This window comes from Micromonospora sp. CV4 (genome assembly GCF_003667455.1).
Lineage (GTDB): Bacteria > Actinomycetota > Actinomycetes > Mycobacteriales > Micromonosporaceae > Micromonospora.
This window is the reverse complement of sequence record NZ_RCVI01000284.1, coordinates 17,059-38,948: the sequence shown is the minus strand read 5'-3', so window position 1 is coordinate 38,948 and position 21,890 is coordinate 17,059. Positions and strand designations below refer to the sequence as shown.

The window sequence follows — 21,890 nt, the reverse complement described above, 5'->3', positions numbered from 1 at the left end:
CACCGTGGCGGTGTCGAGCGGAGAGGAATGCACCCCCCAGAGCGGGTCCGTGCCGCTGCTGTCGGTCTCCGACCAGATTCCACCTGACAAGCCTGACCACCCCCGTGGACGTTGCCGAGGCGGCGGCCGGCAGGCCGGTCTGCGGTGCGGTCGGCGCAGGGCGTCCGTCCACCTTCGGACATCGACGATCGTGGCTGGACTGCTGCTGCCTCGTCAAGAGGCCGTATCGCCGTTGACGCGCGGGGAGCCGGTGTGCATGGCGTGTCCAGCTTGATACCGAGAGTCAGGGTTCGAGTGGTCGCGTCAGCGCGGGACGATGCTCGCGGGAACGCCCGGCCCGCAGTTCATCCGGACCGATCGAGCGCTGATTCGCAGGGTGACGAAACTTCCCTCGGCGAGGGTGCCGGCGTCGGCTCCGTGCAGGGCGTATTCGACGCCGTCCTCCGAGACGAACCCGTAGCAGGGGCCTGAACCGCCCCGCGTGACGTGGCCGGCGACCAGGTTGGTGGGCAGGAGGTCGCTCGGCCCTGTCGGCTTCGGAGGCTTCGGCGGGGTGCCGAGAGACGGCGGGACGGTGCGTGACAGGGGCGGTGCGGTGAAGCGGCCGGACGGGGGCACCGGCGACGCCGGGACCGCCGGCGTGGACCCGCCGCGGGTGGTCGGTGCGGTGCTGGTCGACGTCGCGGCGCTGGTCGGGGTGCCGCTGGCCGAGGTCGCGGCGGTCGGGCTGCCCTCTTCCGCTCCGGCGCAGGCGGTCAGGGGCAGCAGGAGGAGAGCGGCGAGGCCGGCCGCCGGCAGGGTGGCGCGTGACGGAAGGGGCACGGTCATGGGACGTTCCGGCAGGTCACCTGGTTCCTCCGTCGATGCCAGCAAAAGGGCGACGCCCGGGCAGGTGACCTGCCCGGGCGTCGCTTGGTGGTGCGGGATCAGTTGAAGCGGACCTTCATCGAGGTGCCGTCCTGCTCCAGAACCTTGATCTTGACACCGGCTGCGGGGAGCTTGACGCCGTGGTTCGGCAGCTCCTCGTAGAAGTACTTCTTGGTGTCGTCGAACAGCGGCTCCGCAGCCTGGCCACGGATGTACTGCGGCTGGCTGTTGAGGTGCAGCGTGAACGAGTCGGCCTTGTTGAGGCTGAACGGTGCGTCGTACATCTGGACCCGTGCACGCCACGGCGCGCCGGTCAGGTTGTAGATCGGGCGCGGGTGCGCGTCGATGTACAGGTTGCGGCCCTCACCCGGGTGACCACCCGGGTTGGACGGCGACGCCGGGGCCGTGTTGTTGTCGTTCCAGCGGGTGTTCCAGTACGAGATGAGCAGACCCTCCTGGTACGCGTAGTGGTCCACCCAGTCCGGGCGGGTGTTCGCGTAGCCGAAGAAGTACGGGCCGGTCTTCAGGTACTTGTCGTACGAGACGTACGAGCGGTTGCCCGCGATGTAGTAGTTGTCGAACAGGCGGGTGTAGGTCGCGCCAACGACCTCCCAGCCGCCCAGCGCCCAGCCGGCGTCCGTCTCGGCACCGTCGCTGAGCACCGTCTGGCCGTCGGCCGTCACCTTGATCGCGTCACCGAAGAAACCACCCTCGGAGACGCCACCGTCGGTGACGTAGTGCAGGCGAACCTGCGCGACCTTGCCGGCGAGCGCGTTCAGCGGGATGTTGATGTCCGCCCACGCGCCGTTGCTGCTGCCGTCGAGGGCCGGTCGCCCGGCGCCGTCGACGCCGATGGACTCGCCGTTGACGGTGCCGTCCAGGTCGACCCAGGTCTGCCCGCCGTCGGTGGACCCCTCGAAGTAGAGGTAGTCGTACCCCTCCTCGATGGCGTACTTGCCCTTGAGGGACATCGCGGCGGACGACTTGCCGGTGAGGTCGAACGTCCTCGTCATGGAACGGTTGAGGTCGTCGTCGTTACCCGAGAAGTACTGCTTCGAGCCTTCGAACGGTGCGCCGTAGTTGAAGGTGTACTCCCGCTGGGGCAGCACCACCACCGCGGCCTGCGCCTTGGCCGAGTTGTACTCCTGCGGCCCGAGGTCCAGCGTGCGCTTCTGCCCGGCCACGATCACCTCGTAGTCGAGCCAGCCGAGCTGGAGCTTGTTCCACGCACCCAGGTCGCCACCACGGTCGCCGATCCCGACGTCGTTCTTGGCGCCGAGCCGGCTCTGGGCCATCAGGGTCCAGTGCTCGTTGCTGTTGTCCGCCGGTCCGTAGTCGTCCGGCAGGCCCAGGTCGTGGCCGTACTCGTGGTAGAAGACGCTCCGGCCACCGTTTTCCGGCTGGATCGTGTAGTCGCGGATCCAGACGCCGGTGTTGCCGATCTGGGTGCCACCGATCGGGAAGTTCGGCGGACCGACCGGCGAGCTGTTGAAGGCCGACCAGCGGTGGCTCCAGATGGCGTCCTCACCCTGGTGCGGGTCACCGTCGGCCTGGTCGCCGCCGGAGTGGACGATCTGGAAGTGGTCGATGTAGCCGTCCGACTCGTTGAAGTCGCCGTCGCCGTCGAAGTCGAACCGGTCCCACTGGTCGTAGGACCGCATCTCCTCGGCGATCTGCGCGTCCGTCCGGCCCTTGGCCTTCTGGTCGGCGACCCACTGGTTGGCGGCGTCGGCGATCAGGTTCCAGGTGTTCGAGCAGACGTTGTCGCCACAGACAGCGGGGTCGCCCGTCGGGTCGGCATCGGCCTTCGGGTCGTCGGAACGACCGTAGCGGGCCTCGTTGTACGGCACCTTCACCCAGTCGGTGACCATGCCGTTGACGGTGTAACGGCCCGAGGACTGCGCCTCGTAGTACTGCTTCAGCGACTCGTCACCGGGGTTGGTGCCGAAGTACAGCTGGCGGAAGTGCGCCGGGCTGAAGTCCGGCTGCCAGATGGTGGAGTTGTCCACGGCCCGGTTGGGCTCGGGGATCTGGTTGTGCAGCGGCCCCTCGAACGTCGTCGGCCCGGCGATGTCCGAGTTCATGTCCTTGTCCGGGTAGGACGGGTGGCGCTGGTTCCCGAACTCGGCCAGGATCACGAAGATCTTGTCGGTCTGCTCACGCTTGAGCTCGACGTACTGGTCCTTGGACTTCTTCGCGCCGGCGAAGCTGCGGGCGCTGGTGCCCGTGCCGTTCGTCTCGCCGACCTTGACGACCGTGCTGCCATTGCGCTCGATCGGCTTGCTACGCCCGCTCAGCACGTCGCTGAGACCCTGCTGACGCAGCTCGCGACGCTTGTCCTCGAGCTTGTCGGGGAGCTCGTCCTTCAATGACTGCGGTTCGGCGGCGGACGGAGCTGCTGCCGGCAGTTTGGGCTGAGGCGCCGCCGAGGCGGACGGGCCGAAAGCCAGGCCTGTCGCCGTCAGTGAGAGCCCGAGCAGACCCACTGCGACTTTGCGCACGTGGTACCTCCGGTGTGAGGGAACCCGGCCCTACGGGGGTACGGGCCGGTGACAGATCGATCCCACTAGTGGGACCAATGGTGAACATAGACACTGCCGGGACGGGTGGGAAGATGCACGCGTCGATTTGTTGCAAGATTTTGTTGGGAATGCTTTTCACCGTCACACCCCTGCGCTTCATCAGCGCCGCTGACCAGGATGGATCGGCCGACGGCCATTCAAGTGACGCATTTCGATCAATGTGATCGGGCGTACGACAGTGGGGCCGGCGGCGTCTCCGCCACCGGCCCCACCGACACCGCTGTCGTCAGTTACCGATTCGCACGACCATCTCGCTCGGTCAGTTCCTCGCCGGGGTGACGTACACCATGGCGGACGAGTTGTCCCGTGCCGTCTTCTTGATGGTGAGCGAAACCCCGTAGTTCACGCCCTGGTCGCCGGGGTTGCCGGTGCCCAGCACGATCGCGCCGCCGCCCAGGGTGACGCCGTAGAACTCCGGCGCCGGGCTGCCGTCCGGGTGGGTCACCCGGGTGGTGTACGGCGCGTTGTTCCGCGACGGCACCACCACCGAGGCGTCGTTGTCCCGGGCGTACGCCGCACCGTCCCGCATCTCGATGCCCGGGTACCAGGTCTTGGCATCGGTGAAGGCCTTGACCGGCGCCTGCGCCTTGAACTTCGTGCAGTACGCGCTGTACGGCTCGTCCGCCGCCTCCAGGCACTCCGTGAAGGGGTACGTCTTGTTCAGCGAGAAGGCCGCGTTGGCCGACTGCGGACGGCTGGGCAGGTTGTCCGTCACCGACGGGTCCTTCACGGCCGCCTCGCCCGTGCGACGCAGCGGGTCGAAGTGCGAGTCGACGATGAGCAACCCGCCCTTCGCGCCGTAGCTGGGCAGCGCGGTCATCTGCCCGGTGACGTGGTTGACGTCGCCGAGCGCGGTGTCCCGGTACCACACCAGCATGCCCGGAGCGTTGTACGAGATCCGGTCGACCTTCCACGCGTCGTGCGAGTAGATCGTGTCGTAGGCGTACTTCAGGCCCTTGTCGAAGCCGTCGAAGTTGCGCCACTCCGCCAGGTAGAACTGCGCGTGGACCTCGGTGCCGCTGGAGACCTTCCAGCCCCCGCCGGTGGTGTCGACGAAGGTGCCGCCGGTGGCCGTCCAGCCGTTGGCGCCGCCCTCGACGTCGTCACTCCAGGTGGTGGCGCCACCGCCGGTGACCGAGAAGTCGTCGACGAACCAGTTGCGCTCCTCGAACGCCTCGTCGGTGGCCTGGCGCAACCGCAGCTGCACGGTCGTGCCGGCGTACGCCGACAGGTCGACGTAGTCGTGCCGCCAGCCGTTCGTGCTGCCGGTCAGGCCGTACTTCTTGCCGCCGAAGTCGTTCATCCGACCGTTCGGGTCCGGGTAGCCGTCGGGCGTGGTGACCACGTTGCCGGCCTCGTCGTACACCTTCTGCTCGGTCCAGGACGTGCCGCCGTCCGTCGACAGCTCGACGAAGCCGTAGTCCCAGTCCTCCTCGATGATGTAGTTGTTCCACATCCAGAACTTCGAGTCGGCTGCCGCCGGCACGTCGACCGAGCGGCTCAGCTTGACGTCGGCCCACTCCTGGTCGTTGTTGCTGTGCCACATCTTCGTGCCGCTGTGCGGCGTGGCCAGCGTCGTCACCTTGTCCGGCAGGTCGACCTTGATGCCGTCCTCGGAGTCGATCGGGGTGCGCGACGTCTGGCCGAGCTTCACCTCGCGGGGGTTCGAGCCCGGGCTGATGGTCCGCGGGTCGGCCCAGCCGAGCACCCACTTGTCCCAGATGCCCATGTGCGTCGGCAGCGCCTGGAAGATCTCACCCGAGTGCGAGCCCGAGGCCATCAGGTCCCAGAAGTCCACGTCGGAGTCGGCGTTGCCGGACGTGTCGTAGAGGTCCGGCAGGCCCAGGTCGTGGCCGAACTCGTGGGCGAAGACGCCGACACCGGCGTCCTCCGGCTGCACGATGTAGTTCGAGGCCTTGAGGTTGGTGCCCGGGATGGTGTAACCACCGGCGACCGTGGAGGAGTGCGCCCACACGGCGTACACACCCTCGGCGCCGCCACCGCGGGACTTGCCCTGACCGGCGTGCACCAGCACGAGGTGGTCGATGACGCCGTCCGGCTCGAAGACGTTGCCGTCACCGTCCCGGTCGGCCTGGTCCTCGATGTCGTAGTCGGCCCAGGGGAAGTTCGGGTCCTTCGCGACGAGCGCGTCGATCGCGTCGGTCGCCAGGCGGCCCGCGCCGGCCGGGTTGTCCGGGTGGCCGTTCATCGACTGCTCACGGCCGGGGACCCAGGCGCCGGTCTCGTCCTGGAAGCAGCGGTTGGCCGCGTACCAGCCCTCCGAGTGCGGCACGGTGATCCACGGGCTGGCCTGCCCGTCCACCGTGTACGCGTTCTTGGACATCTCCAGGTACATGTTGTGCATCGTGCGACCGGACAGGTCGATGCCCTTCTTGCCGTCCGGGCCCCGCAGGTCGGTGCGGACCCGCTCGGTGATGCCCTTCTTGCTGTAGAGCATCTTGTTGTAGTGCGACGGCGAGAAGTCCGGCACCCACATCGAGTTGTTGTCCTCGTGGGGCAGTCTCGACGGGTCCGGGATCTTGTTGTGCTTCGGGCCGTTCTGGACGGTGCCGGGGACGCAGGTGCGGTCCTCGAACACCGTCTTGGGGACCATCACGCCGGTGAAGTCGTCGTTGGCCTTGTCGTTGAACTCCACCAGCAGCGTCAGCAGCTTCGCCGTCTGGGTGGTCGGCGCCTTCTTGAACTTGCGGGGGTTCTGGCCCGTCTTCAGCGACCTGGCCTCGTCCTTGGCCAGCTGCCGCGCGGTCACCGGGTTGCCCCGGGCGTGCTTCTGGTCGAACTCGCGCGCGGATTCGACCGCAGGGGTGTAGACGCCACTCTTGCCCTTGACCTCACGGCCGGTGGTGTCCGGCTGCACCTCGGGTTCGGCGTAGTTGATGTAGTGCTCGTCGGCCCCGATCACCGCCCGGGGGGTGGCGGACGACGTCTGGGCTGCCGCGCTGCCGGTCACGGTCAGTGACGTGGCCGCGAGGGCGATGGCGGGCAGCGCGACGAGTAGTCGTCGTCGCGTCCCGGACTGCGGTTTGTGGTTCATGCCGCTCCATTTCTCGGGCATGGGGAGGAGGACGTTGGGGTGTCCGACCATCGATGTGATGACGGTCGAACTGTCCCAACCTGCGTGAACCTAAATCACAATCCGCCCGAAGGACAGAGGCGGCCCGCCGCGTGTGTCCGTTCAGCCTCTCCGGACTCGTCCGACTGACCGATGTGACGCTGGTGGGGCGGCGTGCGGCGTACCCGTAAGAAATGACGGAGGGTGGCGGTCCGCGCGGACCGCCACCCTCCGGTGTGTACGCCTGCCGTCAGTCCTCGTCGGACTTCGCGCCACTCATCCCGGAGGAGATCAGCTCCATCACCGACGAGTCCTGCAGGGTGGTCACGTCACCGAGCGACCGGTTCTCCGCCACGTCGCGCAGCAGCCGGCGCATGATCTTGCCGGAACGGGTCTTCGGCAGCTCCGGCACCAGCATGATCTGCCGCGGCTTGGCGATCGGGCCGAGCGTCTTCGACACGTGGTTGCGCAGATCGGCGATCAGCTGCTCGCCCGCCGCACCGGCGATGTCGGTGGTGCCGCGCGGAATGGCGAAGGCGACGATCGCCTGGCCGGTCGTCGGGTCGGTCGCGCCCACCACGGCCGCCTCGGCCACCGACGGGTGCGACACCAGCGCCGACTCCACCTCCGTGGTGGAGATGTTGTGCCCGGACACCAGCATCACGTCGTCCACCCGGCCCAGCAGCCAGATGTGCCCGTCGTCGTCCTTCTTCGCCCCGTCACCCGCGAAGTACATGCCCTCGAACCGGCTCCAGTAGGTCTCCAGGAACCGGTTGTCGTCACCCCAGATGGTGCGCAGCATCGACGGCCACGGCTCCCGCAGCACCAGGTACCCGCCACCGCCGTTCGGCACCGACTGGCCCTGGTCGTCCACCACGTCGGCCGCGATGCCCGGCAGCGGGGTCATCGCCGAACCCGGCTTGGCCGCGGTCACCCCGGGCAACGGCGAGATCATGATGGCGCCCGTCTCGGTCTGCCACCAGGTGTCCACGACCGGCAGCTCACCCCGGCCGATGTTCTGCCGGTACCAGATCCACGCCTCCGGGTTGATCGGCTCGCCGACGCTGCCCAGCAGCCGCAGCGAAGACAGGTCGAACCCGGCCGGGATGTCGTCGCCCCACTTCATCATCGTCCGGATCAGGGTGGGAGCGGTGTAGAGGATCGTCACGCCGTACCTGTCGACGATCTCCCAGAACCGGCCCTTGTTCGGGGTGTCCGGGGTGCCCTCGTACATCACCTGGGTCGCGCCGTTGGAGAGCGGCCCGTACACGATGTAGGAGTGGCCGGTCACCCAGCCGATGTCGGCGGTGCACCAGTAGACGTCCGTCTCCGGCTTCAGGTCGAAGACCGCGTGCGTCGTGTACGACGTCTGCGTGAGGTAGCCGCCCGTGGTGTGCAGGATGCCCTTCGGCCGTGCCGTGGTGCCGCTGGTGTACAGGATGAACAGCGGGTGCTCGGCATCGAACGGCTGGGCGGTGTGCTCGGCCGACGCGGTCTCCACCGTCTCGTGCCACCAGCGGTCCTTCTCCGACCACGCCACCTCCCCGCCAGTGCGGCGGACCACCAGCACGTGCTCCACGGAGGGGCAGTTCGCCACCGCCTCGTCCACGGTCGGCTTCAGCGCCGACGGCTTGCCCCGCCGGTAACCACCGTCCGCGGTGATCACCACCTTGGCGCTGGCGTCCTGGATGCGGTTGCTCAGCGAGTCGGCGGAGAAGCCGCCGAAGACGACGCTGTGCGCGGCGCCGATCCGGGCGCAGGCCAGCATCGCGACCGCCGCTTCCGGGATCATCGGCAGGTAGATCGCCACCCGGTCGCCGGCGGTGACCCCCAGGTCGGTCAGCGCGTTCGCCGCCCGGCAGGTCAGCTCGTGCAGTTCGGCGTAGGTGATGGTGCGGGTGTCGCCGGGCTCGCCCTCCCAGTGGATGGCGACCTTGTCGCCCCGGCCCGCCTCGACGTGCCGGTCCAGGCAGTTGTACGCCACGTTGAGCTGCCCACCGACGAACCACTTGGCGAACGGGGGGTTCGACCAGTCGAGCACCTCGTCCCACTTCTTCGACCAGGCCAACCGGTCCGCCTGCTTCGCCCAGAAGGCGAGCGGGTCGGCGGCGGCCTCGGCGTACGCGTCGGCGGTGACGTTGGCGTGCGCGGCGAGCTCGGCCGGCGGGGGGAACTGGCGCGTCTCGTTCAGCAGATTGGCCAATGCCTCGCTCATGCCGTGACTCCTCGTCCTCGGGTGACCTGCGTCTCGCTGGGCACGAGGGTAGTCGTGGGGCTTCCCGCAGGCGACCGCTGCCCGCTCCCTCGCGCCGAGCGGCCCCCGCCGCGCGCCCGACGGCCGCCGCTGCCCTGATCGCGGTGCCTGCGCTTGGTCGGGGTGCCCGCCCTTTGGTCGCGGTGCCTGCGCTTGATCGACACGAGGTCGGCGATATCGCGGTATCCGGACGGGTGGGATGCCCCGACATCGGCGATCTCGTGTTGACCATGTCCGCGGCCGGCCGGCCGGCCGGGCCTCCTGGGTCGGCGGGGTCGGTGGCCCGGGTCGCGTCCGCGGCGGGTGCGGCCCGGACGGCCGGGGCGGGTCGCTAGCGTGGCGGGGTGACCACCGACCCGCTCGCACCGCTGCTCGCGCTCGCCGACATCGCTCCCGCCGTCGAGCGGGCCCGCGAGCGGTTCGACCAGGCGCTCGGGCACCGCGCGCTGCGTCGCCACGGCGGCCAGGTCGCGGCCGAGGTCAGCCTCCGCTCCGCGGTGGCCAGCGCCGCCCTCGAAGGGGTGGTCCACGAGCGCGAGGCGGTCCGCGCCGGCACGGTCACCGATCCGGTGCTCCAGGGGGCGCTGCGGGTCGCCGGGGCGCTGCCCGGGCTGAGTGAGCTCTGGCCGAAAGCACCCCGGCAGGCCCTCGCGAAGCTGCACGTGCTCGCGGCCCGGGACCTGGTGCCGGAGGGCGAGCTGGGCCGGCCGGTGACCGATCCGGTGGTCGCCGCCCGGCTGGACGGTCTGGCCGGGCTCGTCGCCGGCGGCACGAAGGTCTCCCCGCTGGTGCTCGCCGCCGTGGTCCACGGCGAGCTGCTGAACCTGCGTCCGTTCGCCGGCCCGTCCGGCGTGGTGGCTCGCGGTGCCGCGCGGCTGGTGCTGCTCGCCAGCGGCCTCGACCCGCGCGGCCTGCTCGCCGTCGACGTCGGTCACCGCGAGCGGGAACCCGAGTACGTCGGCTCGGCCGGCGCCTTCGCCACCGGCACTCCGGACGGGCTGCGGTCCTGGCTGCGCCACTACACGGCGGCCGTGGAGGTTGGCGCCGACCAGCTCACCACCATCGGCGACGAGATCCTCGCCGCCGCCTGAACGGCGATCAGTCCCGCCGTGTCGCCCGGTTGACCTTGGCTTGCAGCGCCCGGCGGGCGATCGGCCCGAGGTCGTCGACGATCTCCAGGAGGAGCGCGAGCTGATCGAGCGCGGCCATCGCCTGGTCGGCGCCCGCCGGGTCCACCCCGTCGTAGAGTTCGAGCCCGATGAACGCGGCCGAGACGGCACGGGCCAGGCCGGGCACGTCGGCGACCTCGGCGAACGGGGACCCGGCGAGCAGTCTCCGCAGCACCGCCTCGATCTCGTCCACCCAGAGCTGGAGCGCCCCGGCCGTGGGAGCGGCCATCCGTTGGTCCGCCTGTGCCCCCGCCAGCATCTGGGCCAGGAAGGTGACGTTGCCGAGCTGGCGTTCCTCCTCGTGCAGCGCCCGCCCGACGGCGAGCAGGTCGCGCAGCGAGCCGGCCGAGGTCAACCGTGCCGACCAGTGCTCGACCCGCTCGGCGGTGCTGGCCCGGCAGGCCGCCGAGAGCAGGTCGTCGACCGTGCCGAAGTGGTAGAAGACCAGGGCCTGGTTCACTCCGGCGGCGGCGGCGATGGTGCGGGCGGAGACACCGGCGATGCCGTGCTCGCGGATGGCGGCGATGGCGCCGTCGAGGAGACGCTGCTTGGTGTCGGACATGACTCTCCTCTCAGGCGGGCCGGGTGCGGCGGTGCGATCATCGCATCGGTGACCAGTTGGGCCAGCCAGGTGGCCCCGGGCAGCCGTAGGGTCCAGCCGACCACCGCCCAGCCGAGGTGGACGTGTTCGAGCGCGCGGGCGACGGCGGCCACCCCCCGTTCCGTGTGACCGTCGCCGCCCACGTACTCCGCCCGCCACAGCACGCGTTCGTGTTCCCGGGCCGGTCGTATCCGCAGCCCGACCGGATGCCGCCGGGCCAACATCCGCCAGGTGGCCGCGCAGGGTCCGCAGTCGTCGTCCAGCCAGAGCACCGCGGGCGACCCGGAGGAGTACGGCCGCCAGCGAGGCCACCAGTCGCGCACCTGCCGCCGGTACGACCGCCACGAGTCGCCGTACCGCATCCGCAGGTCGTGGTGTTCGTGCGGCCCGGCCACGGCCGCTCCGAACGCCCCCGCCGACACCGCCGCCCAGGACCAGGGTGACGCTCCGGGTGACGGCGGCGGTGCACAGCAGCAACACCACGGCAGTGAGCTGCATCGGGTTGGCCAGGTAGGCGTACGGGCCGGTGGTGACCAGTCGACGTGGCGGATCCCATGGGTACGGCGTGCCGCCGCCCCGGACGGCGAACTCCGCGACGGCGGCCAGCGCCGGCGTGGCCGCCAGCAGGGCCAGCTGCGCCACCACCAGCAGTCCGGTGCGGCCCAGCCCGGTCAGCCCGGCCCACGACCCGTCGCCGAATTCGAAGGCCAGGCTGGGCAGGAACCAGAGCAGCAGGGCGGTGAAGACTCCTACCTGGAGTAGCGTCCGCGCGGCCAGGTGCCGGCGGTCGGCGCAGAACCGCCCGAGCAGTTGGGCGGGCAGGGCCACCGCGAGCAGCCCGACGACCTCCCCGACGAGCCAGTGCGGGCCGAGGCGGACCAGCGGGTGCAGCGCCGGCATCGCCACCGCGTCGATCCAGAGCAGCAGACCCAGCGCGACGGGCAGCGGCAGCACCCGGCGCAGCAGCACCGGCAGCGGACCCCAGAGGGCGGCCCAGCCGATCCACAGGTCCACCGGCATTCCCCGGTACGCGCCGTCGACCGGCGCGAAGGCGTACCAGCCGGCCAGGCGGGCGACCTCGTGCAGCGCGGCGATGCCGATCGCGGCGGCCAGGAACGCCAGCAGCCCCGCGGCCCGACCGGACCGGTCCCGCTCCCGGGCGCCGACGGCGAGCACGGCGAGAAGCGGCAGCGCCAGGCTCAGCCAGCGGGCGGCCGTCACTCCAACGCCAGCATGTCGAGCAGGTGCCCGACCCCGGCACCGAGCAGCACCTGCTGTAGCGGGCCGAAGTACCAGGACGGGTCCAGGCCCCGTGTGTAGTCGACCCGAACCCGGACCTCGGTGTGCCCCGGATCGATCGCCCGCCAGCTCAGCTCCGCGTGCCGCCAGGTGAACCAGCGCGCGGTGATGGAGCTGTCCTCGACGAAACGGAAGCCCACCCGTCCCGGTGCGACGTTCTCCACCTCGGCGAGCAGGTGGCCGCCCGGGCCGTGTGCGCTGCCGTGGTAGCCGAACATCCACCGGTCGCCGAGGTCGAGCCCGTCGCCACTGACCTGGCCGGGCGTGGGCACGCCCAGCAGGCGCAGCGGAACCGACCGGACGGCGGTCGGGCGGGGGCCGGTGGCGAGGCGCTCGGCCACCCGGTCGACGGGGAGCCCGACGACCCGGGCCACCTCGACCGTCTGCTCCGGGTCGAGTCGGGGAGCGATGCCACTGCCCTCCAGGCCGGGCAGGAGCAGCAGTGGAACGGCCACGATCGCGTACGCCCGGTTGGCGTCCTTCAGCGCGCGGATCAGCGCGGTGGTGCCGTGCGCCACGGCGTAGACCAGCGGGGCAGCCAGGAGTACGCAGATCGCACCCTCGTGCAGCGCCACCGCCGCCACCAGCAGGGCCATCGTGGTGGCTGCGAAGACCCTGCCGTGGGCCGTTCGGCGGGGGGTGAGCGCGAGGGCGGCGGCCAGGAGCACCGGGAGCGCCACGAAGAGCACGGCGCTGTCGGCGTGACCCTGGCGGACCACCCCGACGAAGACGACCACCCCGAAGAGCGTGATCAGACCGGCCAGGACCCAGTGCGCATCCGTCCGTTCCGGCGTCGGTTCATCGTCGTGGGTCATGCGAACCTCCCCGTGTTGAGCAGTCGCTCAAACGGAGCATACGGCTATTTGAGCGACCGCTCAATCCGGTGTCCAAGTAGGAGCGCGCACGGTGCTGGTGGCATGGGCGGCACGTGCCGTCGCCCCGGCGACGGGTACCCCGAACGGAGACCTGTGGGAAAGGTTGGTGCGACCCCGGCCGGGTCAGGCGCTGGCGGCGGCGCGGGTCCGACGGTGCCGGCCGTACCAGGCGATGCCGATGGCCACGCCCACGCCGACCCCCAGCGCAGCCGCGGCCACCGGGACGGCGGGCCGCTCCCGAAGCCGACGACCCAGCGGGATCGGGTGCCGGAACTCCAGCACCGGCCAGGCGTTCTCCGAGGCCAGCTTGCGCAGCTGCCGGTCCGGGTTGACCACACTCGGGTGGCCGACGCACTCCAGCAGCGGCCGATCGCTGTACGAGTCGGAGTAGGCGTACGAGTCGGCCAGGTCGTAGCCGCGGGCGGTGGCCAGTTCGCTGACCGCCTCGACCTTGCTCGGGCCGGCCGCGTAGAACTCGACCTCGCCGCTGTACCGGCCGTCCCGCACCGCCATCCGGGTGGCGATCACGTCCGTCACCCCGAGCAGTGCACCGATTGGCCGGACCATCTCCTCGCCCGAGGCCGAGACCAGCACCACGTCACGACCGGCCGCCTGGTGCTCCACGATCAGCGCGGCGGCCTCGGCGTACACATAGGGGTTGATCAGCTCGTGGAGCGTCTCCGCGACGATCTGGCGCACCTGTTCCACCGGCCAGCCCTTGCAGAGCGCGGCCAGATAGTCCCGTGTTCGGGCCATGGTCTGCTCGTCGGTGCCGCCCAGCCGGAACATCAGCTGCGCGTACGCCGACTTGACCACGTCACGCCGGGTGATCAGCCCGTCCCGGTAGAACGGCCGACCGAACGCCAGGGCGCTCGACTTGGCGATGACGGTCTTGTCCAGATCGAAGAAAGCGGCACTTCGGCCCACGGCGCGAAAGTCTAGCCGGATGGTCTATGGTCGGCGGGTGCCCGGGGTCAGGCCACCCCTCGGACCTGCGGGCCGGCGCCACCACCTCCGCTCAGCGTGATCACGCTCACACTCCGCAAGGAGATTTTCGCAGTGAGTGGAGTGGACACCACTCGACGTGACGGGCCCGCTCAGGCAGACTTGTCCGCACGACGAGCTTTCATATCTCGGAAAACAGACAGACCCTCGGCGGTTGCACCCCCCGTGACCGCTGAGTGGTTCGGCTCGACCCCCCCGGAGCCGAACCTTCGACGACCCCCGTCTCCCCCCGACGGGGGTCGTCCCTTTCTGCTGGAAACGCTCCACCGCTGGTCACAGGTCGTCCTCCTGCCCGTCCAGGCCGCCCAAGGATGGTGTTTTTTCGCCCGGAGGCAGCAGGGAGGCAGCAGAGCCGTCGAACGCCTCCAGGACGCGGGCCGCGTAGTCGGCTGGGGTGTGGGTGTACCGGTTGAGTGTCGTGGACGCCTGTTCGTGGCCCATGACCCGCTGCACCAGGTTGATCGGGACGCCGTCGGTGACCAGCCAGGTGGCGTAGGCGTGCCGCAGATCGTGGAACCGCATCCCGCCGGCAGCCTTGGCCGCGACGCAGGCGACCGCCTCCCGTTCGGTGGTGAACTCGGCCGACCACTCGATGCCCTCCCGATCGGGCCAGACCGCGCGGTACCGGTGCGGCCCGGTGTTGGCGACCTGGCCGAGCAGACCCGCGCGGACGAGCGAGGGCAGCCAGATCCGGCGGCGGAAGTTCGACCGGCGTAGTGGGCGCCCTACCCGGTCGCGGAAGACGAGCGTGCGTGGGTCCGGGTCGTCGGCATCGGTGTGCAGCTCGCGAAGCGCGGCCAGAAGGAAGCCCGGCAGCGGCACGTTCCGCACTCCGGCGCGACTCTTCGGGTACGGACGCAGCACGATCCCGCCGTGCGTCTCCTCGGCCACCTGGACCACGCGCAGCAATGCCCGGTCGAGGTCGACCGAGGACCACGTCAGCCCGGCGCACTCACCCCAACGCAGACCGGCCCCGGCAGCGGCCGAGACGATTGCCCGGTGCCGAGGCGGGACGGCAGGCAGCAGCCGGCCGAAGAAGTCCTCCCGGCTGATGGTGACCGGCTTGACGTCGCGGGACCGGTCACGCGGCACCTTTACCCCTTCGGCCGGGTTGGTGGCGATCAGCCGCGCCTGAACCGCCGTGCGGAGGATCATCGACAGCAGTTGGTAGCACTTGGCCACGGTGGTGGGAGCGAGGTCCCTGCCCAGGCCAGTCACCCACTCCTGCACCGACATGAAGTCGACCTTCCCGAGCGGCCAGTCACCCCACTTCGGCAGGACGTGCGTGCGAAGCATCGAGACAGTGCGCTCGGTCGTACGCGCCTCGACGGCCCGGGTGGCGAGCCACTGCTGAGCGAAGTCACCGAAGCGGGTACGGCCGGCGTGCGGGTTGACGTAGGTGCCCCGGTTCAGGCCGCTCTCGACCTCCGTCAGGAAGGCATTGGCCTCCCGCTTCGTGCGGAAGCTCTTGGACTTCTGGCCACCGGCAGGGTCGCGCCAGCAGGCGCGGAAGGTGCCAGCCGGAGTCTTGCGAACGAAGCCCATCAGTACCTCCGCCCTTGCTCGGTGCCGGTGGCGGTGGGTTGGTCGGTGACGCCGTCGAGCCAGGCATGAAAACGGGCGCGAGGGATGAGCCAGCGACCGCCGAGGCGGGTCGCCGGGATCGTGCCGTCCCGGACGAGGGCGTAGGTGCTTCCGAGCGAGATGCCGAGCAGCTTGGCGACTTCCCGGACGGTGTAGGTGACCGGCTCGACGACGACCGCCCCGGTGCGAGGGACGAGCCGAACAACCGGGCTGGGTCGGGCGGTGGTGCTCATAACGGGCGACCTCCTCAGGTCTGTCGGGTCAAGCAGCAGCCGGCGCGGTGTCGGCTGGGGTGGTGCCGAGTTCGTGGGCGAGTTCTTCGTGGCCGGTGGTTCGTCGTTCGCGGGCCATGGCGGCGGCGGTGTTGGCGAGGAGTGCGTCTCCGGTGGTGTGCCAGCCGACGCCGGCGAAGGTGAGGGTGCCGACGATGAGCGTGGTGTCGTCTTCGTCGAGGTGGTCGACGGCGCGGAGGGTGCCAGGCCCCTGGTCGGCGTAGTCCTGGTGCTCGTGGCGTCGGAAGTTGACGCGGGTGTCGCGTAGGAGTTGGAAGGTGACGGAGTAGCGGCGGGCTTTGGTGAGGAAGTGGCCGCCGAAGCCGAGCATGTGCGCCCACCGGCGTAGCCGGGCGTAGGGATTGGTGGCCTGTGGTCTGCTGGCCGGTTGGGTGTCAAGGGCGGCTTGACGCGCGGCGATGCAGACGGGGCAGGCGGCGTATCGGGTGTGGGTGCCGCAGTCGGGGCACTCCCAGCGCTTCACGTAGCCGGGTGTGGGCCGGTGGTCACGGGGCCGCTGAGACAGCGGCACTGGTGTCCCGGTGGGTCGGCCGGTGCGCCAGCACGCGTCGATGAGGCGGGCGGTGTGGTCGCCGTCGGGGTCGGCGTAGTCGCCGATGCTGTCCCGGTCGAGACGGGTGGAGCGGTGCCCGGTTACCTCGGTGCTTTTGGTGGCGTACTTGGCAAGGTAGCCGGCGACCATGCTGTCGGTGACCTCACCGTCGCCGGTCAAGCTGATGGGTCGGATGTCCAGGCCCTTGCCCGGGTCACCCCAAGCGATAGGCCAGCCGCCCGGCTGGTCGGGGTGGTTCGGGGTGGTGAAGGCGACCTGCTCGACGGCGGCCCGGATCGCGTTGTCGAGGTCCGCGACGGTGAACGCGGCCGGTGGTGGGATGACGGCGGTCGGGTCGGTGGGGTGGACGCCGTCGAGGCGCACCAGGGCGTGGAAGTGCACTGCCCCGCGTGCCTGAAACTCGGCCACCTTCCCGTGCGACAGCCGAACCGGCGGGACCTTGCGGATGTTGCCGGAGGCGGTGACGACCTCGACGCGGGGAATGCCCCGGCGGCGGGCCAGCTTCGCCAGCCACCGTTCCGCGGTTTGCTTGGTGCGGTGCCACAGTTCGCCGGAGAACAGGTTCCACACGACTTGGTGGGTGTGGTCGTAGCAGTCCAGGCACAACGGCTGCCCGAGCACCTGATCCCCGGCCTCGTGTCGCGCCCAGCAGACGGCCGGTCGGCCGTGTTCGCAGAGGCCGGTGTCGCGGCGGGCGTGGCAGGGCTCGGGCCGGCAGTCGCAGCGGCGGCGGTTGCCGCAGGTGTGCCGCTTGACCGCCCGGGTGTGCACGGTGCCGAAGGACGGCGCGGTGAACGTGGCGAACACCGCCGGATGCGACGCGACCGTCTCCGGGACGCCCTTGCCGCCGATGAGGCCGGCGCGCAGGACCTGGTAGGCGTCGCGTTGGTAGGTGTGGGCGCAGGCGGGGCAGACGGTGGCGCGGCGGTTGCCGCAGGCGGTGTAGATCGCAGCGTCGGGCATCGCGTCGGTGTGCCGCTGCTCCAACACACGGCCCGTGCCCTGCTCGACAGTCAGAAGGCTGCCGGCGAGGCGAATCGGGCGGGTGCAGCCGGCTGCGGCGCGGACGTGTTCCAGCCACCCGAAGTAGTCGGGCCGGGTGGCGCGGTGGAAAGCGGAGCCTTCGGCGGTGTAGTCGTAGACGGGGATGGTGTCGGCGTTCGAGCCCACACCCCGGGCCGAGGCACGGGGTGTGAGGTCCAGCGTCGATGCCATCAGCCGCGTACCTCGGTGAGGTGGCGGGTGGTGATGGTGCGTTCGGTGACGATGGCCCGGCAGGCGCCGCACTGGCGCTTGGCCGGTTCGTGCCTGCGGCACGCGATGGTGGTGGTCACGTTGCCGCAGCGGATGGTGACTGGTGTCCGGCAAGGTCCGCCGGGGATGACGTCGATGACGCTGCGTCGGGTGTCGTAGGGGTGCGGCTCGTCCGGCCAGGCCGGGCAGGTGTGGGTGACCTGCTCGATGTCGACCAGATAGATGGTCATCGGACACCGATGGTGGTCAGGAGCTTCCCGGCGACGGCCGGGGTGACGTCGAGCCGGTCGGCCAGCTCGGCGGGGGTGATGGGTGCTCCGGTGGCTTGTTCGTGCTGCACGGCCGCGAAGCGGGCAGTGGGCAGCAGATGGGCAGGGACGTCGACCGGCTCCGAGGCCGGCACGGCGACGGGTTCCGGCGCTGGTGCCGGGGTGATGGCTGCCGGTGGTGCCGGCTCGGTGGTGACCTGCTCGGCCACCTGAACGCGAATCGGCTGCGCCGGCTCAGAGGGAGCCATCATGGACTGCGCAGCAGCCGCGGGGGCGAGGACCAGTTTGACCAGGGCCATGAACGCCAGCGCGGGAACCGCGGACAGGAGCCACCCGGACGGGCCGGGCTTCGCGACCGCCAACTGTGCGGCCAGGGACAGGCCGGCGGCGGCGATGAGCAGAACCATCGGGTAGCCGATGGGAGCGCCGGTGCGGCGGCGTCGGCGGATGGTGAGCAGTGCGGCGATGGGGACGAGTTCTGAGATGACGGCGTTGGCCCAACCGAACCAGCCGGGCGTCTGAGCCGGGCTGTTGGCCATGGTCCAGTCGTGAACGTGGGTGAACGAGGCGGCCCCGGCGGAGCCGCCGACGACAATGAGGATGAGGACCAGGACCAGGCCCTCCAAGCGGGTACCGGCGCTGGCCGGCGCGGTGGTGGGCATTAGTGGCCTCCGTGGCAGTCGAGGCAGCAGCCGTAGCGGCGAGGGATGTAGTAGGGCTTGACCTGCCCGCAGGTCCGACAGGTCCGGCGAGCGAGCAGCGCTTTGGTGATGGCCTCCCGCTGTGCGGGCGTGGCGGTGCGCTTCGCCTTGGCGAGGTCAGCTCGGTAGAGGTAGGCGACCCGGCGGTTGGTGCGGTGTCGCCAATAAATCTGGGCGACCGGGTCATGTCCTCCGGGGCGCAGGCCGGCGGCGCGGAGCTGCCGCAGGGTCGCCAGGCCGTCCGGGGCGCAGTGGTAGGGGAAGGTGGGGAACCCGTAGCGGGTGCCGAGCGGGTCGTAGAACTCGACCCGGATACCGGTGCGCTCGGCCAGGTTGTCGAGGTTGACGCTGCGCAGGTCGGTCATGGCTTGTCACCGCCCCAGCGCTGCTGGGCGGCTTGGCGGGAGATGCCGAGGCGGGAGCCGATTTCGGCCCAGGAGTAGCCGAAGGCCCGCAGGCCTATCACGGCGTCACCGATCGCGTCGTCGATGACCGACGAGAGGGCGACCAGGTCGCGGAGGGCTTCGACGTCTCCGGTGGCGACACGGCGGCCGTGGGCGCGGATGATGCGCCGAGCGAAGCCGGCAAACTGGTCGTTCTCGACGACGTCCCGGCGCTTCTGCCGGTGGACGGATGGCGTCAAGGACGCCTTGACGGTGCTCATGCGTTCTCACCTCCGGCGGTGCGGAGGGAGTCCCACTCGGTGGCAGCCGCCTCAAGGGCGGTGATGACCTGCTCGGCGGTGCGGGCCGGGTCGTCATTCCACGAGTAGGGGGAGGTGTGCTCGTCGAGGAGGTAGCCGTCCTCGTCGATGAAGAACACGGGGGCGGTGGTGTCGAGGTAGTCGACGAACACGCCGAGGGCGGCGAGGTAGTCGGCGAGGGCGTCGAGGTCGAGCTGGGAGAAGTGCTCGACGCGGTGGCCGGCGCAGGCGATGCCGATGGCTCCGGCGGCGCAGGCCGGCGGGGTGAGGGTGTCGGGGTTCTTGGCGTAGTAGGTGCCCTGGTGCCAGCCGTGCCGGCGCAGGTAGAGGGCAGCCATCCGCAGCAGGTCAGCGGGTGTGACCTGGACTCCGGTGGGTGGGTTTTGGGTAGCCTTCATGGCAACCACGTCCTTTCGGGGGTTGTTGGTTGGTGGTCGGCAGGACCAGCTCTGCTGGCAGGCGGTCGTCTGGTCCTGTCGGCCGGTTATCGGGCGCGTAGCCGCAGGTAGCGGCGATGCCGGTTGTCGTCACCCGGCATCTGCGTGGGCGCGGAGACGTAAACCAGTCGGCCGCTGCGGGCGACGGCCTGGACCATGGCGGCGATGTCCTCGGGGCTGCCGGTGATCCACAGCTCGGTGAACTGCGCGGCCCGCTGGTTGTTGGCACGGGCGTAGGTGCGTTCGCGGGTGGTCATGCCGCCATCTCCCACTCGGTGGGGTTGACCGCCGGAGCGCTGGTGCCGCTGGTGGGGCGGCGGGTCCAGGCGGCGTAGTCGGCGATGTTGTAGATGTCGGTGTCGGTGAGGTAGGCGGCCTTGATGCGGCGGGGAACGCCGCCTTCGGCCAGGAGGTAGGCCGCGCCCTGGTTGGTCGGGGAGATGTCGGAGGCGGTGTAGCCCTGCTCGGCCCAGCCCTGACCGAGGATGATGTTCGAGCTGTTCAGCGAGGTGCAGCGGAACGCGGCCCGGTAGCCGAACAGGTCCCGCAACGAGGCGGGGATGATGTCCCACGACGGGCGCTGAGTCGCGGCGACGACGGGCATGCCGCAGGCCCGGCCGAGGGAGACGAGCCCGCGCAGGAGGGTGGAGAACTCCTCCTGTTGCTGCTTGGTGCCGAGCACGGTGGAGAACATGGCGAGTTCGTCGATGATGGTGACGATGACGGACATGCCGTCGCCGTCGGCGAGCTTGCGGCGCCGGTTGGCAAGCAGCCAGGCGTAGCGGTTGGTGGCCACGACCAGGAGGCGGCGTAGCACGTCGATGCCCTGGTCGATGTCGGGGCCGATGAACGCGTCGGCGAGGTCGCGCCAGGGGCCGAGTTCGACGAGTTTGGCGTCGAAGAGCACGAGGCGGGTGTTGTCGCACAGGGCGGCGTGGCCGCAGATGTTGTTGATCAGGCCGGACTTACCGCCGCCGGGTTCGCCTGCGGTGAGCAGGTTGCGGTAGATGACGTCCAGGTAGACGGGTTGGCCGAACTCGTCGATCCCGATGAAGATCGGGTCGAACATCGACAGGCCAGGACCCACCGGCACCGCATCAGCAGTGGTGGGAATCGTGGTGGTCATGACTGCCCTCCTGGGCGTTGTGGGCGCGAGGAGCCACACGAACGAGCCGCAATGGCTCCTCGCGTCCGGGTTGGGTGTCGGTCAGATCCAGTCGGAGGTGTCGTCGTCCGGCACCGGCGACGCAGACGAAGCCGCGGGCTTGCTGCCGTTGGCGGTCGTGGCCGGCTTCTTCGTGGCCGGCTTGCCCTGGGTCGGGAGGGTGATCGTCGGAGCGTCGACGTCCGGCAGGTCCAGGGCGGTGGGCACCGTCAGCGGCGATGCCGAGACGGGGGCGGCCGGGTCGATCACGTCGACCAGCGGAGAACCGACGTGAGCGGTCAGCACCTCACGGCGTTTGATGTCGAACCGCAGGTAGGCGGCGTTGTTCTCCGAAGCGCGCTCAATGAGCACGGTCGAGGCGTGACAGGTGACCGCGATCTTGTCGAGGCGGCCTTCCAGGTCCTTGGCGGACAGACCAGGGCGTAGGTAGACCCAGACCCGCTCGCCGACCGGGGTGGGGCGTGCCCAGAGGATCAGCGGCAGGCTGCCGGACTGGTTGGCGATGATGAACTGTGCGAAGCACACCCGCAGCCGATGCCGCACCACGAGGCACCAAGCCCAGGCGATGACCTGGCGGCGAACCGGGCGGATGGCGGCGGGTACGCCGACGACCAGGGCGACCACGAGCAAGGTCACCAGGGTCGGGGTGTGGTTGGCCAACTGCACCCACGCGGTGAGCAGCAGAACCGCGAGAAGCGTTTCGAGGCTCCACCACCACAGCAGCCGGATCACCGGCCAGATCCTGACGAGCACCCAGACGAGCCCGCCGGTCGGAACGCCGATCAGCGCGCCGATGAACAGGGACACGATGGGGTGCCAGTAAGAAGCGGCCACCACGGCCGACAGAAGGCCGACGATGACCGCCGTCAGGATGAACGCCATCTTGGCGTTACGTGCGGAGGAACGGTGGACCTTGGCCTCGATGACCGTCACCGTTCCGGTTGACCTGCCGGCGAACCGGCGGGGGCTAGACTTGGACACGACGAGTCCTCCCAAGCACATTGGGGTGGATGAGTTGGAGGGCACGGGGTCGGCAGATGTAGGAGTCGGACCGACCCCGCGCCAGCTCTTGCGGGGGTTGCCACCACCGTTCGTGGTGACGAGCCGGGAATGTAGGAGTCGGGAATGTAGGAGTCGGAACCATTCCCGGACCTTGGATCTCAGATCAGCAGACCATCAGGCCGCTTCGTGCGTCAGACACCAGGG

Annotated in this window: 19 protein-coding genes and 1 pseudogene; 1 reads left to right on the top strand and 19 read right to left on the bottom strand. The window is 70.1% G+C overall.

Features of this window, described 5'->3' with window-relative positions; all coding sequences use genetic code 11:
* Positions 1-303: 303 nt before the first annotated feature.
* The 4 genes from EAD98_RS31610 to acs all read right to left on the bottom strand — a co-directional run bounded on the left by EAD98_RS31610 (position 304) and on the right by acs (position 8,737).
* A complete protein-coding gene (locus EAD98_RS31610) occupies positions 304-828 on the bottom strand; it encodes a hypothetical protein (RefSeq protein WP_233583881.1) in 525 nt (174 codons plus the stop codon).
* A 98-nt stretch (positions 829-926) separates the two neighbouring features.
* Positions 927-3,353 (bottom strand): immune inhibitor A domain-containing protein, encoded by a 2,427-nt coding sequence (locus EAD98_RS18720; protein ID WP_121655351.1) that lies wholly within the window; start codon positions 3,351-3,353, stop codon positions 927-929.
* Positions 3,354-3,708: 355 nt separating this feature from the next.
* Positions 3,709-6,504 (bottom strand): immune inhibitor A domain-containing protein, encoded by a 2,796-nt coding sequence (locus EAD98_RS18715; protein ID WP_121655350.1) that lies wholly within the window; start codon positions 6,502-6,504, stop codon positions 3,709-3,711.
* 268 nt (positions 6,505-6,772) lie between these two features.
* Positions 6,773-8,737 (bottom strand): acetate--CoA ligase, encoded by a 1,965-nt coding sequence (acs, locus tag EAD98_RS18710; protein WP_121655349.1) that lies wholly within the window; start codon positions 8,735-8,737, stop codon positions 6,773-6,775.
* Positions 8,738-9,120: 383 nt separating this feature from the next.
* Here acs and EAD98_RS18705 point away from each other — a divergent pair, with 383 nt between their 5' ends.
* Positions 9,121-9,867 (top strand): oxidoreductase, encoded by a 747-nt coding sequence (locus tag EAD98_RS18705; protein WP_121655348.1) that lies wholly within the window; start codon positions 9,121-9,123, stop codon positions 9,865-9,867.
* A 7-nt stretch (positions 9,868-9,874) separates the two neighbouring features.
* Here the strand turns inward: EAD98_RS18705 and EAD98_RS18700 are convergent, their stop codons facing one another.
* The 15 genes and pseudogenes from EAD98_RS18700 to EAD98_RS18630 form a co-directional block, all read right to left on the bottom strand.
* Positions 9,875-10,507: a TetR/AcrR family transcriptional regulator gene (locus EAD98_RS18700; RefSeq protein ID WP_121655347.1), complete on the bottom strand. Its 633-nt coding sequence runs from the start codon at positions 10,505-10,507 to the stop codon at positions 9,875-9,877.
* A pseudogene (locus tag EAD98_RS18695) lies at positions 10,402-11,767 on the bottom strand (methyltransferase). The gene EAD98_RS18700 and the pseudogene EAD98_RS18695 overlap by 106 nt, the downstream one beginning before the upstream one ends.
* Positions 11,764-12,660 (bottom strand): hypothetical protein, encoded by an 897-nt coding sequence (locus tag EAD98_RS18690; protein ID WP_121655346.1) that lies wholly within the window; start codon positions 12,658-12,660, stop codon positions 11,764-11,766. The pseudogene EAD98_RS18695 and the gene EAD98_RS18690 overlap by 4 nt, the downstream one beginning before the upstream one ends.
* Before the next feature lie 183 nt (positions 12,661-12,843).
* Positions 12,844-13,647, bottom strand: coding sequence for an HAD family phosphatase (locus EAD98_RS18685; RefSeq protein WP_121655345.1), 804 nt, complete (start codon positions 13,645-13,647; stop codon positions 12,844-12,846).
* A gap of 351 nt (positions 13,648-13,998) precedes the next feature.
* On the bottom strand, positions 13,999-15,270 hold the full coding sequence (locus EAD98_RS18680) for a site-specific integrase (protein WP_233583880.1): 1,272 nt from the start codon (positions 15,268-15,270) through the stop codon (positions 13,999-14,001).
* Positions 15,270-15,542, bottom strand: a complete 273-nt coding sequence (locus EAD98_RS18675) for a helix-turn-helix domain-containing protein (protein ID WP_121655344.1) — start codon at positions 15,540-15,542, stop codon at positions 15,270-15,272. The genes EAD98_RS18680 and EAD98_RS18675 overlap by 1 nt, the downstream gene beginning before the upstream one ends.
* Before the next feature lie 28 nt (positions 15,543-15,570).
* Positions 15,571-17,370, bottom strand: a complete 1,800-nt coding sequence (locus EAD98_RS18670; RefSeq protein ID WP_121655343.1) for a replication initiator — start codon at positions 17,368-17,370, stop codon at positions 15,571-15,573.
* Positions 17,370-17,639 (bottom strand): hypothetical protein, encoded by a 270-nt coding sequence (locus EAD98_RS18665; RefSeq protein ID WP_121655342.1) that lies wholly within the window; start codon positions 17,637-17,639, stop codon positions 17,370-17,372. Before EAD98_RS18665 ends, EAD98_RS18670 begins: the two co-directional genes overlap by 1 nt.
* Positions 17,636-18,340 carry a hypothetical protein gene (locus tag EAD98_RS18660; RefSeq protein WP_121655341.1) on the bottom strand — a complete coding sequence of 235 codons (705 nt, stop codon included), beginning with the start codon at positions 18,338-18,340 and terminating at the stop codon, positions 17,636-17,638. Before EAD98_RS18660 ends, EAD98_RS18665 begins: the two co-directional genes overlap by 4 nt.
* Complete coding sequence (locus EAD98_RS18655) at positions 18,340-18,744, bottom strand: RRQRL motif-containing zinc-binding protein (protein ID WP_121655340.1); 405 nt, start codon at positions 18,742-18,744, stop codon at positions 18,340-18,342. Before EAD98_RS18655 ends, EAD98_RS18660 begins: the two co-directional genes overlap by 1 nt.
* Positions 18,741-19,043 (bottom strand): hypothetical protein, encoded by a 303-nt coding sequence (locus tag EAD98_RS18650; protein ID WP_121655339.1) that lies wholly within the window; start codon positions 19,041-19,043, stop codon positions 18,741-18,743. The genes EAD98_RS18655 and EAD98_RS18650 overlap by 4 nt, the downstream gene beginning before the upstream one ends.
* Positions 19,040-19,480, bottom strand: coding sequence for a DUF6197 family protein (locus EAD98_RS18645; protein ID WP_121655338.1), 441 nt, complete (start codon positions 19,478-19,480; stop codon positions 19,040-19,042). Before EAD98_RS18645 ends, EAD98_RS18650 begins: the two co-directional genes overlap by 4 nt.
* 86 nt (positions 19,481-19,566) lie before the next feature.
* Positions 19,567-19,776, bottom strand: a complete 210-nt coding sequence (locus EAD98_RS18640) for a hypothetical protein (protein WP_121655337.1) — start codon at positions 19,774-19,776, stop codon at positions 19,567-19,569.
* Positions 19,773-20,645: an FtsK/SpoIIIE domain-containing protein gene (locus tag EAD98_RS18635; RefSeq protein ID WP_121655336.1), complete on the bottom strand. Its 873-nt coding sequence runs from the start codon at positions 20,643-20,645 to the stop codon at positions 19,773-19,775. Before EAD98_RS18635 ends, EAD98_RS18640 begins: the two co-directional genes overlap by 4 nt.
* A gap of 81 nt (positions 20,646-20,726) precedes the next feature.
* A complete protein-coding gene (locus tag EAD98_RS18630) occupies positions 20,727-21,617 on the bottom strand; it encodes a hypothetical protein (RefSeq protein ID WP_121655335.1) in 891 nt (296 codons plus the stop codon).
* Between the last annotated feature and the right edge of the window lie 273 nt (positions 21,618-21,890).